15 protein-coding genes are annotated in these 16,891 nt (G+C 45.5%); 2 read left to right on the top strand and 13 right to left on the bottom strand.

Features of this window, described 5'->3' with window-relative positions; translation table 11 throughout:
• Positions 1 to 13 precede the first annotated feature (13 nt).
• The 13 genes from JXQ28_03540 to JXQ28_03480 all read right to left on the bottom strand — a co-directional run bounded on the left by JXQ28_03540 (position 14) and on the right by JXQ28_03480 (position 15,068).
• Positions 14 to 1,114 (bottom strand): glycosyltransferase family 4 protein, encoded by a 1,101-nt coding sequence (locus JXQ28_03540; protein MBN2276803.1) that lies wholly within the window; start codon positions 1,112 to 1,114, stop codon positions 14 to 16.
• Positions 1,111 to 2,316, bottom strand: a complete 1,206-nt coding sequence (locus JXQ28_03535; GenBank protein ID MBN2276802.1) for a glycosyltransferase — start codon at positions 2,314 to 2,316, stop codon at positions 1,111 to 1,113. The genes JXQ28_03540 and JXQ28_03535 overlap by 4 nt, the downstream gene beginning before the upstream one ends.
• Before the next feature lie 3 nt (positions 2,317 to 2,319).
• Positions 2,320 to 3,666 carry a phenylacetate--CoA ligase family protein gene (locus JXQ28_03530; protein MBN2276801.1) on the bottom strand — a complete coding sequence of 449 codons (1,347 nt, stop codon included), beginning with the start codon at positions 3,664 to 3,666 and terminating at the stop codon, positions 2,320 to 2,322.
• Between the two features lie 28 nt (positions 3,667 to 3,694).
• Positions 3,695 to 5,038 (bottom strand): O-antigen ligase family protein, encoded by a 1,344-nt coding sequence (locus JXQ28_03525; protein ID MBN2276800.1) that lies wholly within the window; start codon positions 5,036 to 5,038, stop codon positions 3,695 to 3,697.
• Positions 5,039 to 5,155: 117 nt separating this feature from the next.
• On the bottom strand, positions 5,156 to 6,682 hold the full coding sequence (locus tag JXQ28_03520; protein ID MBN2276799.1) for an oligosaccharide flippase family protein: 1,527 nt from the start codon (positions 6,680 to 6,682) through the stop codon (positions 5,156 to 5,158).
• A 3-nt stretch (positions 6,683 to 6,685) separates the two neighbouring features.
• Positions 6,686 to 7,681, bottom strand: coding sequence for a polysaccharide deacetylase family protein (locus JXQ28_03515; GenBank protein ID MBN2276798.1), 996 nt, complete (start codon positions 7,679 to 7,681; stop codon positions 6,686 to 6,688).
• A 219-nt stretch (positions 7,682 to 7,900) separates the two neighbouring features.
• The gene (locus JXQ28_03510; GenBank protein MBN2276797.1) at positions 7,901 to 8,587 is read right to left on the bottom strand and encodes a GNAT family N-acetyltransferase; all 687 of its coding nucleotides are present in this window, start codon (positions 8,585 to 8,587) and stop codon (positions 7,901 to 7,903) included.
• Entirely contained in the window at positions 8,584 to 9,684 is a 1,101-nt protein-coding gene (locus tag JXQ28_03505; GenBank protein ID MBN2276796.1) for a GNAT family N-acetyltransferase, read from the bottom strand. Before JXQ28_03505 ends, JXQ28_03510 begins: the two co-directional genes overlap by 4 nt.
• A 140-nt stretch (positions 9,685 to 9,824) precedes the next feature.
• Entirely contained in the window at positions 9,825 to 10,487 is a 663-nt protein-coding gene (locus tag JXQ28_03500) for a hypothetical protein (GenBank protein ID MBN2276795.1), read from the bottom strand.
• 220 nt (positions 10,488 to 10,707) lie between these two features.
• Complete coding sequence (locus JXQ28_03495; protein MBN2276794.1) at positions 10,708 to 11,370, bottom strand: hypothetical protein; 663 nt, start codon at positions 11,368 to 11,370, stop codon at positions 10,708 to 10,710.
• A gap of 60 nt (positions 11,371 to 11,430) precedes the next feature.
• Positions 11,431 to 12,726 (bottom strand): DUF362 domain-containing protein, encoded by a 1,296-nt coding sequence (locus JXQ28_03490; protein MBN2276793.1) that lies wholly within the window; start codon positions 12,724 to 12,726, stop codon positions 11,431 to 11,433.
• A complete protein-coding gene (locus JXQ28_03485; GenBank protein MBN2276792.1) occupies positions 12,727 to 14,043 on the bottom strand; it encodes a hypothetical protein in 1,317 nt (438 codons plus the stop codon).
• A gap of 323 nt (positions 14,044 to 14,366) precedes the next feature.
• Positions 14,367 to 15,068: a hypothetical protein gene (locus JXQ28_03480; protein ID MBN2276791.1), complete on the bottom strand. Its 702-nt coding sequence runs from the start codon at positions 15,066 to 15,068 to the stop codon at positions 14,367 to 14,369.
• A 416-nt stretch (positions 15,069 to 15,484) separates the two neighbouring features.
• Here JXQ28_03480 and JXQ28_03475 point away from each other — a divergent pair, with 416 nt between their 5' ends.
• Complete coding sequence (locus JXQ28_03475) at positions 15,485 to 16,252, top strand: exosortase/archaeosortase family protein (protein MBN2276790.1); 768 nt, start codon at positions 15,485 to 15,487, stop codon at positions 16,250 to 16,252.
• The gene (locus JXQ28_03470; GenBank protein ID MBN2276789.1) at positions 16,228 to 16,857 is read left to right on the top strand and encodes an EpsI family protein; all 630 of its coding nucleotides are present in this window, start codon (positions 16,228 to 16,230) and stop codon (positions 16,855 to 16,857) included. Before JXQ28_03475 ends, JXQ28_03470 begins: the two co-directional genes overlap by 25 nt.
• Positions 16,858 to 16,891: the final 34 nt, after the last annotated feature.

Raw genomic sequence — 16,891 nt, 5'->3', positions numbered from 1 at the left:
AAAACCAGCCATATCAACTCTGTTCCAGAAGCCTTTTATACAGCGCGGATATTTTTCCGGTGTGGGCTTTAAAGGTAAATTCCCTTTTAAGACGTTCCAGACCATTTGAGCCATACAGATCCATCAGGTTTGAATCCTCCAGCCCTTTCGTTATTGCCCCGGAAAGACTTGTAGTATCTCCCACATCCACAAGGATTCCTTCTTTCCCGTTCTCCACAACCTCTGGAATCCCGCCGGCCCTGGATGCAATTATACCCAGGCCATGTTTCCAGGCTTCGAGAATAGTAACCGGGTGACCTTCCGAAAGCGACGGGAGAACCAGGAAGTCGAGCGTTTTATAGACTTCATCAATGTCTTTGCGGAAACCCATGAAAACCACCTGATCTGAAAGGCCGAACTCCTCCACCATTGCTTTCAATGTCGATTTTTCCGGGCCGCTTCCATAGATTTCAAGTACAAACGGGATCGGCAAATTTTTCAAATCACGCAGCGCTGTCAAAAGAACATGAAGCCCCTTTTCATAACTTAACCGGCCAATATAACCGATCTTTACCCTGTTGCCTCTGGTTCTGATGGGTGGAATATAAGAATCATCGAACTCGACCGCATTATAAACAACCTCAATTTTATCCGACCCGACACCCGCCTTCCTCAAAAGCCCGGCGGTGGCATGAGAAACCGTAATAACGGCATCCACCCGGGGGAGAATTCGGCGGTCAAGCCAGTTGTATAATTTAACCCGCGGCCCTTCCTGTGTCCAGCCGTGAAAATGGGCAACTTGTGGAACCGGCAGTTTTCGCAGGGCCAGATAACCATAGAAATTTGATTTATATTCATGAGTGACGACCAGATCGACCCCATAATCGCCTATTATGTCCCTGATCTGCCGGGGGATATTTAAATCAAGAGGGCGTTCCCCCGTGATTTCGGCACATGTGATATTTCTTTTGCGTAATTCTTCGAGATATTCGCTGGATTGGCCTGGTTTCAGGTAGGTGGCACAGACGAATTCAAAATCATCCAGACTCACCACCTGCCCGACAATCAAACGTTCCGGACTGCCGTAAAACTCCGATCCCCGGAGATGCAGAATTACATTTTTGCCGTTTTTCAAACTGTTTTTCCCGTCAGTACCATGTTGAAAAAATCTTGCAGTCTATCGCCGATCGTATTCCAGCTGTATCTCTGATGAACCAGATTGAAACCATTTTCGGCCAGAGCCGCCGAGGCCTCCCGATCCCGCAGGGCCCCGGCGCAGGCTTCGGCAAAGTAGTGGGGATTATCAGCCAGAATAATATTTTCCCCGTCCCCGACATACAAACCCTCAGCACCAATAGTCGTCGAAACCACCGGCTTTTTCATGGCCATGGCTTCAAGTATCTTAAGTCGCGATCCCCCGCCGATCCGAAGCGGAACGATATAAAGAGCCGCGCGGGCGATATAGGGCCGAACATCATCCACCGTCCCGGTCACCTCGATACCGTCAATACGGGACAGAGTCTTTATTTTCTCGGGGGGCGTCCGCCCGACTATCAGGGTTTTCACCCGGGGATTGATATTTTTCAGAAGCGGAAATATTTCCTGAACAAAATATAAAACGGCATCCTGGTTGGGACGCCAGTCCATGGAACCGGTAAAGGTCAGCAGGTTGGGATCAACTTCGGTCTGTTTTGGACTGAAATATTCGATGTCAACGCCGTTTTCAATAATTTCAACCGGGCAATTCTTATTTAATTCTTTTAAGGTCGTCGCTTCGGACTCCGATACTGCTGTTGCCCCATTGACCCATGTCAGGCACTGCCGTTCGAAATTATCGATTTTCTTTCTTTGAAGATTAATATACCATCGCCTGAGCGGATTCGATTCATTCTCATAGTACCTTTGCCAGATAGCTGATTCTATATTCTGGGTCAGAAGGATTTTTTTAACATTCTTAATATTTTTCATAAAAAGAGCGTAAGGGGTCCATTGGGCGGCCAGAATATCGAATCCGGTTTCTTTCAGAAGATCAACCAATTTACTTTCAAACCTGGCGGAATAGTGACTGGTCACTATATATGGCCTCGGCGAAAAAATATTCATCAGCAATTTCAAATAAAAGGCCGGCCCGGTTTGTTTCCGGTCGATTTCATCCACCGCAATGGGGGTCATCCCGGCCGAGGCCATAAACCTGAAACCATCGGACTCATCCCTGCCATAAGCCAGATAATAGACCCTGTTGCTCTTTGCCAAGTGTCTGGCCAGATTGAAATTCCGGATATTTTTCCCGGAATTGAGAGGGTATGGAAATTCTTCGTCTATTATCAGAATATTCATTTTCTATCGGCCGGGCTCATCAATATTGCATACCGTGAAGCGAAATTTTCCCCTGGCGGTGGCCGGGATTTCATCGACATAATTTATATTACATTTCATCGGCGCGCCGAAAACCTTTTGAATCGTTTCCTTCAGAATCTCAACCGATTTCCCGGTAAAATTATCGGATTTGACAATGTTGAAATCAAGCTCATCGATTTTGTTCTGGACAATCTGTACCTGGTCAAAACCCTCGATATGTATAACGTAGGTATCCAGAATGGAAATCCCGGAAATCATCCGCCCATCGGGAGTATACAGGAAATCCGAGGTTCGGCCGGTTATTTTTCCGAGTCTCGGGAGCCCCCGGCCACAGGCGCAGGGATCGTTCCTGACAGTGGCCAGATCACCTATTTCATAGCGAATCAGGGGGACCGCGTGGTTTTTCAAGTCCGTAATAATCAACCGGCCCGGCTCTGTTTCGGTGGCCCCGACCGCTTCGACAATCAACCCGTCGGCATTGATATGCAGGCCGTCATGCCGCTCGCATTCCGAGGCAATCAATCCGACTTCCTCACAGCCGTACCGATTGTATACGACATTTCCAAACACTGCTTCGATCTTCTTCCGCTCATTATCGTACAGCATCTCGGCCGTGGTGATTATCCCCTCCAGGTCGAGGATATCGATTTTGTTCTTTTCAACAAAACAGGCCAGCATATAAATCGAATGAGAATGCCCCATCATATATTTCGGTTTGAATTTACGCACTCTCTTCACAAATCCCAGCATATACTCCCGGTTCATTTTCAGCGTGTCGAGATATATGGTGCGTTGCAGAAGAGCGTTCCGCAGTTTCTCCTTGAAAGTGTATTTCTTGTCGGTATCGCCCCAGATGGCCGCCAGTTTTTTGCCGGGGCTGTACCCCGCCCAGAAATCGTGTCGGAGAGCCACACACTGGCGAAATTCCATTCCGTGACTGTCGGAAAACAGCTTCAACGGATAACCGGTTGAACCGCCGGTCCGGATCGGATACAGCCTGTCCCTTTCGAATTCATCCGAAATCATCAGGTCAAGACTATTTCTGATATCTTCCTTCCCGAGAATCGGTATTTTTTCAAGATCCGAAAGGGAGTTGATAGCGGACGATGAAATACCCCAACTCTCGAAAAGGTCATGGTAGTACCGGCAATGCTCCGAAGCATATTTCACCAGTGCTTTCAAATTCTCCAGCTGGATTTCCTTCAATTTCTCATCCGGGAAATATTGAGAGTCGGCCAGATATTTTTGTATCGGGCCCCAGTTTTGTCCTTCCTTAAAGAAATAGAGCGGTCGAAATATTTTTTCGATCAGATACCTCTTGAAATCCATTATTTAATCCATCACTAATATTAACAGCTCAGACCGCTTCGGTGGGCCCCGGTCCGGGTTCCGGTTCTCCTATGGGCCCGTCGGATCTGATCATATTCAGTAATACCGTCACCGCACCGGATAGAATAAACCAGTTATAACGATACAGGTTATGTCCCGCCAGGCCAATAAAAAACAATAGCAATAATTCTATATTGAGGGCAATGACGACGTTATACAAAAACTTATCCCGATCCCTAAATTTCGAGAAATACTGCTTTAATCTTTTAATGCCTTTGAAAAGCGCGTACATCCAGATAATAAAGACAATCAGGCCAAGAAGACCAAGTTCTCCGAAAATCTGCCCCGGCAGGCTGTGCGACTCGTAGTAATAATGGGTATAGATAAGAGCATTGGCGATACCATAACATCCTATACCATATCCCAAAATTGGACGATCAAGCATCATTTTCATCCCCAGGATTAATCCGTCAATACGACCATGCGCCGATTGAGCCGCCCCGTTGTTGGAACCGAGGTCGGTTATACTTTCGAAACGTTCTATATACTGACCGGGAATAAAAGGTATCAAGACAAACATCGCAATCAGGATGATGATCAGGTTTCTGAATTTTGATTTATTGAAATACAAAACCATCAGGCCAAAGAATGCCAGGCCGGCAAAACCGGTTCTGGAACCGGTTAAAACAACGCACCACAGCATAACCAGACTGATCATAATCAGAAAAGCTTTTATCATCTTAGATGAAGTCGAAACAAAATAGCAGTATACTAATGGAAGCGTATAAATGATAGTCGGAGCCAGGGAGTTCGGGTCGCCGTAGGAAAGATCGATGCCGGTGGCTCTTTCAATGCCCATTTCCAGTTCCCTGATACCCATATAGTACCTTATAACCGCCGCCGAGGCATGGAAAGCGGCCGCCAGGATAACAAAAATAACATAACCTTTAAACTGCTTCCGATTTCTGATCAACTGACTTATGAATAAATAGACGATCCCCAGGCGAAGTAACTTGTTCCATGTTTCCCAGGCTCCGGTGATCCAGATAGCTGAAACAACAGACAACAAACAAACCAGTATGAATATGACAATACCGTAATCGATACTGGTAATGTTGATTTTCATCCGGTATTCTCTTTTCAGGAAAATCAACATACTGACAATGAGCATAATGGCCACTATCCGTTCCAGCGGGATGGGCACCGCCATCAGGAAAGGAACGAATTCCTGCGGACGGATTAACAGGAAGACAAGGTAAATCATGAGCCCTGTAAAGGGTTTGGCAAGGATTACATAGGCGGCGACAACACCTATGATCAACATGAACGGTACCAGGGCAAATTCGGGATAATAATCCATCAGGAAAATCATCACCGCCGGGAGAAGTAGGCAGAGAAATATTAAAATTCCATAAAAAAGTGATTTTGAGCTGATATAAGTTTTTGAATAATCAGATCCCATGACCGATACCAGTCGCGCCTGTATCCCCTATTCCTTATTGCTGACCATTGTTTTTACGGATTTTCCGCGGAAAATCCGTCCTCGATCCTCGGGACTAAGGACAAGCATTACAAAACCGGCAAATATAAATACGCCGGTGATCGAAATATTGATGAAAAACCCGAGCCACCCCTCAATCCGAATGAACCTTGAAACCGACAGTCCGACCGGAAGGGTGAAAATCACACTGCTTAAGATCATCTTCAGGCTGTTAAGATAGAACTTCTTCAGATTGCCTTGAATGGCTTTATAAAATACTCTGGGGTATATGAAAATGTATATGATCAGCTGGGGAATCGCGGTTCCCCAGGCCACTCCGTATATTCCCATTATTTGAACCAGTATAACACTCAGGATAATATTACTGAGGGCTTCACTGACAAGGATATAAAGCAGGGGCCGAAGCCGCCCGATACCCAGCAGAACCGAATTGGCCATCATCTGTGGAAGATATATGGTTGCCGGTACAACCAGAATATATAATATTGTCACGGTTTGATCAAAATCAGGCCCCATCCAGAGGTATATAAACTGCCGGCCGAAAATCAGGATTCCCAGGCAGATACTGATCGTAAGATAATACAGGTATTTGGTCAGCTTTTCATAAAGCGCCGAGATTTCATCGAGATTACTGGAGGCATCCAGGTGGCTGATGGCCGGAACCAGCGGAACCCCGATCGAATTCACCAGCATCCGCAAATGAGTAATCAGCGTTCCCGCAATGCTGAAATATGTCACCGCCGTGGCCGAGAGAAAAAAACCGACCACGATATTATCGGTACTGAATATTACAATCGTGGAAACGACTATCAAAAAACTGATAATGCCGTAATCGAGCAACTGGCGGATGACACCCTTCTCAATATATCCGATTTTGAATCGGATCTCGGGGACAATGCTATGCTGCATGCGTTCCCTGACAATACCCGAGAGAAAGCTGAAAATAATTGTAATGACGGCAATGGTGACGATACCATAGCCTTTCGAAATGAAATAGACCGTGACCAGGGCCGACAAAATTGATTTGGCGATATTGGTTCCGTTGAGAAGATCGTAGCGATGAAACGGTCCGAGGGCGGTCCACGGCATAATCAGAAAATTAAAGGCCTGGTTGACGCCCATGATGATGAGCGTGATTTTCATAACATTCACCATCATTTCCGGGACTTTAAAAAACTCCACGAAAAATACCACTATGACGATAGTTCCGATAACCGTCAGGGTCGCGATGGCCGTATATATCATTCCGCTGGAATTGACAAGTTTATTCAGGCTCAGATAATCTTTAAGGGCGTAATATTTCGGCAAATATCTCGCCAGGCTCTGTCTCATGCCGACATCGAAAAACTCGGTGTACGTGATTATCGACATCACCAGGGCCAGAATTCCATACTCCGCTTTGCCCAGATTATGGACAAGAAAGGGGCTTAAGAAAAAGCCGATAACAACCGACACCGCCATCGAGGCCCAGTTGGAGACTATATTTTTCAGCAGTAATCGCTTCGGATTTTCCATTGGTCAGCGAAATAACTCCTTTAAAACCATCATTCCCAGAATCTTATGCATGGCATATTCGCGGTAATCGCATATGTCGATTCTCGGAATCATAAACCGATTCTCTTCATACAAAGGATATCGGCAGATTCCCGGTCTGGTTGTAAAACCGATTTTATACCCCGCCCGATCGGCCTGTTCGGCCACCATGTCGCTATGGGAACCGGCCGGGTAACATATCCCGGTCACCACGTTTCCGATTTCACGCTCGATTTTCTCTTTCGATTCCACCAATTCCCGGTAGACTTCATCCTTATTCAGTCCGGCGAGTTTTCGATGGGTTAACGAATGCGATTCCAGGCTGTGACCCTCGGCATATATTTTTTTAAGTTGTGCCCAATTCATAGTCCCGATAGGCAGTTTATTCTTGATTTCTATAATCTCCCCCAGTATGTCAATTACGGTCTTGATTTCAGTATCTGGCAACTTATTCAAACCGAGAATCAACTTATAACAGAGAGCTTTCCTGCCGGGTAAATCAGGAGGGATACCCCCTGAGAAAATTTCTCTTACCGAGTCAGGAAGACCGGTATTGTTGGTGATTTTTATCCTCGTGTCATCATCATTCAAATTATGAATCAGGTTCGAAATCCTGACATGCCAGAATAAATTCCCGGTTTCCACAAAGCCGGTGGGAACGAAAACAGTGCAACAGACATCATGTTTATTTAATACCGGCAGTGCATATTCGTCAAAATCCCCATCGGCGTCATCAAAAGTAATAAGAGCGGAATCGGCTTCGAGTTTTTTATCTCCGATAACACATTCCACAAAATCATCGTATTTTATTATTTTCAGATATTTCCTGATGGTTGTGATTGCTTTATCGAGAACCTCGGGCGGGAAACCTCTATCATACGGTGAATAAAAAAGTCCGGCCTTTCCCCCCGGGACAATCCTGTGGAAAGTGAAAATAATCAGCAGATATCTTCTACGGACAATTCTATGAAACCAGAACATCAACCGCCAAAAGCCGAAATACCGGCAGCCCCGCAAAATCAGATTTCTCAAATGACTGATAATTCCCAATTAACCTCCGCGAAATCTCGATTTCCCGCCGCCAGGTATACATGCCGACCAACAATCCGACCCGGATGCCGGATTTTATTCAATATTGAACGGTGAGGGGATCAAAAACAAGACTAATTTTCATCTCCAAGCCGAATGTTAAAAAATCAATTATACGATTGTTATGTTATTTTGGGGAATTCTAACGAAAAATCGAAATGATTTCTTCTTATCTTTGAGACCTTTCACATAATTTATCTTCAGGAAGGCCAGTTTTATAAAGGTTACCGTGAATATTTCTTTAAAACCCATTTTATTCCGAAGAGCCAGATTACGGTCATTAGTCACTTCGACAAGGACATTATAGTACTTAATCCCATTTTCCCGCAAATAATCGGAAACAGCATGAGTCAATCCGAGATAAAGCCCTTTCCGCCGATATTCGGTCAGGACCATGGTCCCCACTCCATAGACTTCTTCGGGAGCCATATCGAATTCGAACCCCATGCCTCTTATATAGCAGTGGCCGTAAGCCAATCCGGTTATGGCCGCCGGGGGATTACCATCAATCGAGGCCAGGAAGAATTTTATTCCGGAATCGATCAAGCGCCCGGCATCTTCGCGACTCCAGGAGCTGATTCTGATGATATCATTTATATCATCATGGGTTGCGATTTTTACTTTGATAGATTCCTGCCGTTTATCGGGCAAGATTAATTTCTCGGTTTGAAGAACCAGGGCTTTATTATAAATTACCAGCCAGGGTGGTAATTTACGAGTGGCCAGGCAAAAAAAGATATCAAACCGGCCCGCCACCAGAGGATTTATCGCCCGGCGTATAAAATCAATAATTCTCATAAATCTTCGACCACAGGAATATTTTCGCTAATAGCCCGACGGCCGACCAGTCTTTTTTTGAAAAACATTAGCAGATCACCCTTCAGTCCCGGCCGCCCGACGGTAATATCCACATGCCCCCGAATATCTTTGGCCAGACCGGTTTTGGCTTCGGTAACCATCCCGGCCAGATCCAGTTCCCAGCTATGGCCGTCCTTTAAAATATCCCGGATTACGTGGGCGTGAAGCACCACCCCGGGCATTTGATATCGATATTCATCATCATATTCCCAGCGAAGCCCGACCAGCCGATGGTTATGACTGAGATAATAATCGAAGGCTATCGGGATATCGTTAAGGACCAGAATATAGGCTGTGACAAACCCGGCCCTGGCCCCGATCTGACCCAGATCGCGATAGAATGATGCCATTTTGAAATCAGTCTTCAGATCAGTCCCGCCTTCGGTCTTCCAACTCCGGGAGGAAATCGACAACAGGTCTTCATGGTGCTTTTCGAATTCCTGCGGATTCTGCAATTTAATAATAGTATATTCCCCGGATTTTTTCATCCGGTTCACCGAATTCCGGAAATTCTTGCGATTACCCTTGGAGCGGCTTTTTTCAAAGGCTTCCCAGTTCATATTCAATATTTCATAGGGGGATTGGATGCCCTTCTCGACCACATAATTTCGCTCGGAATCAAGATATTCAATAAACCGCCGGGTGGTTTTTTGCCCGGGATCAACACTCATCAACTCCATAAAATCCCAATTCCCGATCGTCAGGACAGAATCAAAAAAGGGATTTGGGTCAATCGAATCATGGAGGATAAAATTACAGCGAGGAGAAATACTGGCTCTCAGGAATGATTTAATCTTGAATGGCACACCCTTGCGCTTGCGGCGAATAATATACAACGGCGCCACCCCCATTAAAATACCATCCATCCAGGCGGTCTGCAGAGACATCCGGCCGTTATTCAAAAAATTCTTTATCCAGCACTCAAACCATTCATGCCGCATAAAGGCATGATTGACATCCGAGTTATCCAGTAGTTCATTCCATGGCTGCCGCAGAGTCATGAATTCATCGAAATCTGTTATCAGTTTAAAGACCATTTCCCCTGTTACCGGGATACCCTTATAATTTTGATCGAATCATTATTGAATAAGACCGGGTTTCCATAAATTTTTCAGCGTCTAAATTAAAAAAACGGCCTATTCTTTGCAAGTTAAAAACTTACAGCGTTGATTCAGCTCTAATTCCAGAAAAGACCTTCAGGAGGGACTTTAATAAATACAGTGAATTTTTTAACACGGTGAGGCCAGTATTTATAATATGTGAATTTCAATCCCAACAGAGAAAAATGGGTGGCTTCTCCAACCGGTTTGAAATTCATCCTGATATGTGTCTTATATGATAGGCGGTTCAACGAATGAATACTGGCATATACTCTGGTTCTCTTCTCCGATACAAAGGAATTGTAAATTGCATTAAAGGCTGTCGGGAACAGACCAAGCATCCTGACTTCCTCGGCGGTATAACCTCCATAGAAAATGACCCCGTCGTCTCCCGGATCCAGTATTGCCCCTCCCACTTTCAGATATCTTTTCCCCGGCGAGGCCCAGATTATGGTATGAACCGAATTATCCTTGCCCATAATCAAACACCGGTCGCCATTGTCCAGTCTTTCCCTTATAAGCCTCCGGGAAATACCGAGCGGAACTATCAGCGGGATATCATCGACATCTGCAAAACGCATGAAATGACTGTCATAATTACGGCATAGGAGTTTCGGCCTTTCGGCACACAGAAGATATGTCCGGACATATTTAAACAGCCAGTCCGGCAGACGCCAGGAAACAGCATCCAGGACATAATTAAAGTTGAAACTTGCCAGTTCTTTAAAAAAGCCTGTCATTGATCTGAAATTCCAGTCCGGTTCTCCGGCTTTTATCTATCAGTAATAACAACCCATGATCGACAATAAATCAATGGCACAATTTTCGGATTAGTTTTCCCACTTAATTATCTTCGGCATTCCTCCGGGAAATTATACAACGCATATCCGCCTTTTCACCGTCCAAATCAATAAACGACCTGGTCTTTTCGGGTCAGAAACTTGCGGTATCAATTTAGATTTAATTCCAGTACAAGCCTTCAGGTGGGACTTTAATAAATACATTAAATTTCCTCACTGCATGAGGCCAGTATTTATAATATGTAAATTTCAGGCCGAATAAAGAAAAATGTGTAACTTCTCCGACTGGCTTGAAATTCATCCTGATATGTATATCATACGATATTTTATTCAACGAATGAACTCCCACATAAACCTTGGTTCTTTTCTCCGAAGCAAAATGGTTATAAATTTCATTAAAGGCGGCCCGATACAAGCCATGCCTCCGGAATTCCTCCACCGTCTGACCGCCATAAAAAATGACTCCATTCTCTCCGGGATCCAGGATTGCGCCAACCAATTTCATATACCGCTTGCCCGGTGAGGCCCATTTAATCGTATGAATTACACCATCTTTGCCAGCAATCAGGCACCGGTCGCCATGAGCAAACCGTTCCCTTATTAGTTGCTCGGAAATATCAAGAGCCTCTATCAGGGGGATATCGGACGTGTCTGCAAAACGCAAGAAATAACCGCGGCAATCCTGATATATAAGTTTTGGCTTTTCGGCGCACAGGATATATGTCCGGGCATAATAAAACAACCAATCCGGCAAGCGCCACGAAATGGCATCCAGAACATAATTAAAATTGAATTTACCTAATTCCCCAAAAAAGCGTGCCATCGACAGGAAGTCCTTTTCCGGTTCTCCGAATTTATGTTGGCGGATAGGATCAAGCAGGAATTAACATTCAGTTAATTCCATCAGGTCGGGATTCGTCGTTCCGCCCAATTCTCTACGGCATTCCTCCAGGAAATTAAATAACGGCCCGGACTTAATCGAGGGATCAATAAGCCGGGTAAAATACTCTGGCGCCTCTGCATCCAGAGCCGCTTTCAGCAAGATATTATAGGCAGCCCAGTAGTCAAGAGCCACCGGGTCTTTTGAAGCCAGAAGGGTGTTGGCTCTCGCAGCCATGGAAACATCCGTTCGGGATCCCCACCCGACGGTAACAGCCGTTATAAAATGCATGTCGGCCGGCCGGATTTTCTTCATAAAGGCCCCAAGGACTCCGCCGGTATAACGAAACCGGAAAACCGAGGGATGCAAAAGAATATCCCAGTAGAAGGGTGTATTATGCAGGCTTTTCTGGTGCCTGGCCAGAAGACGGAAAAGATCTGAGGCACCGATATGATGGGTATTGAAAGTCCCTTCGGGATAGGGGGCCGGATAACCGCAGGACATATCGACCACCCCCATATAATTTTTTATAGAGGCCGTCACACCCGCATAGCGGCTATGATGATTCAGGGCAGAAAAATTGAAAAACTTCACCGGTTGCCCGGTATATTCACCTTCCCTGAATGCACCGTTTTTCAAATCAACCGTGGTCCCGCTGTAAGCTGAAGTAAACACCGGGTAAGCCAGCATGCTCCGATGGCCATAGGGACATTCATAGTACAGATCTTTCGGCCAGATATATCCATCGCCTTCGGAAGGGTGCGAACGGACGGCATCGCCGAAACCGTCAAGTTGCAGAGGGGTGGGATTGGCGCTGGCCGGGTTCCAGTGATATTTGGTCACGTTGGAAAAACCCCGGCCATTGAAATATTCGACCAGTTCATTATAATTGAATCGGCCGTTCCGCTCGGCGGTCGTCCAGCCGCGGCTGTTGATGTTTTTGGCCTGGTGATTATCGGCGATTATGATTTCACCCGTAAAATTCCCGCTCGCCAGAATGTTATCTATGAAAGCCTTCAGGACATCCGTGTTGGTCATACCCTGGTTCCACCACTGGCTGTTGACCTTGAGAACGATAATATCATCCTTATCGACCAGGGTTTCGATTCCTCCCAATGAGTCTATCATCCGCCTGGTGATTTCTTCCGGATTATTCCCGGCGGCCTTCCATATTTTAGCCCTTTCTTCAACCGGGAATTTCTTTTCGGCTTTTTTGGAAGCACAACCCATCAAGGACTGAAGATAAATCATTGCGGATGCGGAACCAAGGATTTTGAGAATATCCCTTCTCGAAATCATTTATTTCCCCATGAAATAGCTTTCAATCAAATCGAGAATTTCCTGTTCCGTCGCCTGACCGGCTTTAAAAGCCTTCAGTTTCCGGTCAATGTCGAATTTGAAAATAGTGGGATTATCAAAATCATATGTAAAGGCGGCAATACTCGCCCCATCGGTAGTTCCGATCCCCTGGCTCTGGCAGCCATTCAGAGTCAGGCGAGTATTATTCGAGGCGATATTGTAATCGGGATCAAAATATGGTTGATTCGGGTAGATGGGATACATGACATTCTTGCACATGTAATAATCGAGAGAAACCGGATCATCGCCCAGGGCCACCGTCCGCGCCTGAGTAGCATCGGGACCGAATCTTGATCCCCAGCCAACCCATTCGGCCGATGTCAAAAAGATATCGGGTTTCCTGACATTATTGATCCAGGCTCCGATGGCCTGCCCGACCGCTTCCGCGCCAAGATCGCCATAGGCATGCAGGCTCCAGTGAAAATCCCACGTGGAACTCCAGCCGCCGACCTCGGCAATGCCCAAAAATGACTTGGTGGCGCTCGTCACTCCGGCATAATCCTGTTGCGCCTCGTAGCCATGATTATTCAGGGTTGGGACCTTAATAAATTTCAGTGCCGGTTGACCGCTATATCCATCATGATAAACCCCGTTTTTCAAATCAATCAGCCGGTTGGAATAGGGTGAACGGATGATCGGATAGGGAATTCCGAATTTCTGGTTGGTTGGCGAAACCCACTCCAGCCTGACCCAGCCCTGCCCCTGCTGGGGGCCGGTGATAATCGGCCAATTGGTTGAATCCTCTTTATTCCTCCAGATTCTGACGCCGCTGACATTATTATGCCCCGCATTATGATAATAGGTGATCATATCATTGAAATTATAGGGGCCGTTGCGGGTAAGTTCATAACTGGTGGCTGTCCAGTAACCGGCCGTAACCGATTGCGTGCATTCAGTGAAAATAATTTCTCCGGAAAAGCCGCCCGGCCGATTAAGAATTAAGTCAATTAAGCCCATACAGCATTCGCAGTTGGATCCCCCCTGATTGGTCCACTGGCCATTCGGATTAATAACCACAACATCATCGGAACCGATAAAATTCTCGATCCCGCCGAATCTCATATCGAATGCTTTGGCCACATTTTCAGCCGGAGTGCCGTTCTTAGCCACATAGACGTTGGCCAGAATATCGGCCTTGACCGCTTTTGGCAAGAGAGATATGAAGGAGAAAAGGCCGTTCCCGACCACGGCGGCCGATGAAAATCGACCCATCTTTAGAATAAATTCCCGTCTGTCGATTGAATTACCCTTACTCATAATATATGGCCCGCGTTAAAATGAATGTCCGGCTTTTCCCAATTATATTTCTTGCCCGGTCACCTTATGGGACATATTTTCCTCCAGGCAAGCCTCGTTATAAAATACGCATCGAACCTAATCAATAATTGGACAACAGGATATCGTCGGGCAGAGTTGTCCGATTTTCAATTCAAGATAACCATCCATCCCGTATTTTCATCGGTAATTCTCATATCCGGCCCCAGTTTTTATTCCGTCCTCGCATGAATTTAATGCAGTCCGATTGACTCCGGAAACGCAGAAAATCCGACAATAAACCGACAGGCTCTCTTTCGATTACACTAAATAATTGGAATCCCTGAAGATACGCCCGGCACAAAACGAAGGCTTCTTTTTCGGGTTTTTATTTCCTTCTGAAACAGGATTTTCATTCCAAATATCTTAATAAAATCCACTGCCATCACCGGCTCAAAATTACTGCGAATATGATAATTTCTCGAGATGGTATTCCAGAATTCCACCAGGGCGTAATATTTCCTGATATTACGGGCCCTCAAAATCCCAATTACATTTTGAAAGGCGCTGTTAAAGACCCCTTTATATCTTATATCTTCCGCCGAAAGAGCACCATAAAAATAGGCCGATTCCTTCTCAATCGGCAGCATCAGGCCATAGCCACGGATAAAGCAGGGACCGCAATGAATCCACTGGATTGTGACGATTCTGTGATTATCCTCTTTTTCTTTGGTAATAAAGGCCATGTCGCCGTTTTTTATTCTCTGCTCCTGGACTTTTACCGAAATCCCGGAAAATTTCTCTATCTCTTTAAAATCCTCGGGGGCGGCTAATTGATATTCATACTTATTGTTGTTTCGAGCCGGTAATCGCGGGCTGACGGTGGAGAATATATACCCTGAATTGAAGCGGAAAAACCAGTCGGGAGTATGTAATCCCACTTCGTAGAGGAAATGTTTAAATTCGCCTTTGGGAATATGCACCAGAATCGACACAATTGACGAAATTTTACTGGAAAACGGGTTCATAAATCACCAAGTCGAAACAGCAAGCTGAAAACGTGACAACTCTCTCCCATCCTCTCAAGGATTACCTTAATACTATCGGCCGATTCCGGTTCGAATAAAGCTCGATTGCCTTATCAGCCAGTGAAATTCATCAATGTATTAAACGCATCCCTGGCCGGATAAATTAATTCAATGCCGAATAGCGGAAAAATATTCGTGTATTCTGTACCGGCCTTTTATTCAATTCTTCCATTCAAAAATTTAATTGCAGTTTAATTCTGTTATCCATATAATTCTTCTGAGGATGATTGATGGTAATAATTATATAGTAACCGAATTGTCAACAAAAAATGAAAATTACCTTAACCGGCCTACCTTCGCATATAAAATCATTTAAATATTTCTATATTCTGCTTTTTCTGACACTTATCGCGAACATGCGAAATATCCTGGACCTGATTTCAGATTGGATTCGAGATAACAATTATTCGCACGGTTTCTTAATTATTCCCCTTTCAATATACCTCATTTTCAGAAAAAAGGAAGGAATATCTTGCCGGCCCCAAAAGGGGAACGTCGGCTTTTTCCCTCTAATCCTTGGCTGTCTGGGTTTAATTGCCGGTACCGCCGCCAGTGAGTTTTTCACAATCCGTCTATCGTTAATCCTGATAATAACCGGATTAACGATTTGTCGAATTGGCCTGCCGGGATTTAAAAAAATCTGGTTCGCTTTTTTCATGTTGCTTTTTATGATTCCCATTCCCGCCGTGATTTATTATTCCGCCACCTTCCCCATGCAGCTTTTTGCCACCCGAACCACTCTGTCTGTGCTCAACCTGATAGGTGTCCCGGCTGTCGGAGCCGGAAACATAATCCACCTGCCCGATTACAGCCTGGAGGTTGCCGAAGCCTGCAGCGGTCTGAGAAGCCTGGTGACTCTGATGGCTTTGGCGGCGCTTTATGGCTATTTGACCATGAGAAGCCGCCTTGGCTGGCTTATTCTTTTCCTGATGGCCATCCCGATCTCAATTATTGCCAATATTTTCCGGCTGGTCATTACCGCCGTCGGGGCTTATGCCATAAGCACCAAATTCGCCGATAATTTTCTACATGAATTATCGGGGGTTATCGTATTTATCGTGGCCTTAATAATGATTATTGCACTGGGAGCTATATTGCAGTGGCGAAAAAAACCTTCACAATAATCCTGATTGCTTTGCTTTTAACCTTTGCCTTTGCTTTTGCAATAAAGCATTATCGGCCGTCATCAACCTTGATTCCAGCCCTGGAAACCATCCCACTGGAGAAAAACGGATGGATCGGACAAACAGAAAATCTTGATCAATCAATTATAGATATCTTGAGTCCCGACCAATTCTTTTCCGCATCCTATCAAAACAGCGCTGGTGCCAGGGTGCAACTGTTCGTGAATTACTTCGCCTCGGATAATCGAATCGGCGGTCCCCACTCGCCGCGAAATTGCCTGCCCGGCTCCGGCTGGTCGATCAAAAATATCGAACCAAGGATTATTGCGACACCGGCCGGAAAAATTAAGGGCGCCCGTTTCAGGATCGATTACAAACAGGAACAGGAGGTTATGGATTTCTGGTATGTTACCAATTACGGTGAGACAGCTAATGATTATGAATTCAAATTGTACCTGATGCTGTCCTCGCTGTCTTTCCGTCCCACCGACCGGGCCTTCATCCGCTTTATCTCAAAAGCCGATTCAGTCAGCCTTTTGTACCTCGATGAATTCGAAAGAACATTCACAGGGGATATCTATAAGGCCCTGCCAATCGGGAAATAGCCTTTCGATTATTCTTCCTGAAATAATCAACGGC

Source organism: Candidatus Zixiibacteriota bacterium (assembly GCA_016933955.1).
In the GTDB taxonomy this organism is placed as follows: domain Bacteria; phylum Zixibacteria; class MSB-5A5; order GN15; family PGXB01; genus JAFGTT01.
The sequence above is the reverse complement of the archived record's forward strand: the minus strand, read 5'-3'. Positions and strand labels throughout refer to the sequence as shown.

Coding starts and splice junctions, on each gene's coding strand:
- JXQ28_03535 (MBN2276802.1), bottom strand. CDS start 2,316: ATGAATATTCTGATAATAGACGAAGAATTTCCATACCCTCTCAATTCC.
- JXQ28_03530 (MBN2276801.1), bottom strand. CDS start 3,666: ATGGATTTCAAGAGGTATCTGATCGAAAAAATATTTCGACCGCTCTAT.
- JXQ28_03525 (MBN2276800.1), bottom strand. CDS start 5,038: ATGATTTTCCTGATGGATTATTATCCCGAATTTGCCCTGGTACCGTTC.
- JXQ28_03520 (MBN2276799.1), bottom strand. CDS start 6,682: ATGGAAAATCCGAAGCGATTACTGCTGAAAAATATAGTCTCCAACTGG.
- JXQ28_03515 (MBN2276798.1), bottom strand. CDS start 7,681: ATGTTCTGGTTTCATAGAATTGTCCGTAGAAGATATCTGCTGATTATT.
- JXQ28_03510 (MBN2276797.1), bottom strand. CDS start 8,587: ATGAGAATTATTGATTTTATACGCCGGGCGATAAATCCTCTGGTGGCG.
- JXQ28_03505 (MBN2276796.1), bottom strand. CDS start 9,684: ATGGTCTTTAAACTGATAACAGATTTCGATGAATTCATGACTCTGCGG.
- JXQ28_03500 (MBN2276795.1), bottom strand. CDS start 10,487: ATGACAGGCTTTTTTAAAGAACTGGCAAGTTTCAACTTTAATTATGTC.
- JXQ28_03495 (MBN2276794.1), bottom strand. CDS start 11,370: ATGGCACGCTTTTTTGGGGAATTAGGTAAATTCAATTTTAATTATGTT.
- JXQ28_03490 (MBN2276793.1), bottom strand. CDS start 12,726: ATGATTTCGAGAAGGGATATTCTCAAAATCCTTGGTTCCGCATCCGCA.
- JXQ28_03485 (MBN2276792.1), bottom strand. CDS start 14,043: ATGAGTAAGGGTAATTCAATCGACAGACGGGAATTTATTCTAAAGATG.
- JXQ28_03480 (MBN2276791.1), bottom strand. CDS start 15,068: ATGAACCCGTTTTCCAGTAAAATTTCGTCAATTGTGTCGATTCTGGTG.
- JXQ28_03475 (MBN2276790.1), top strand. CDS start 15,485: ATGCGAAATATCCTGGACCTGATTTCAGATTGGATTCGAGATAACAAT.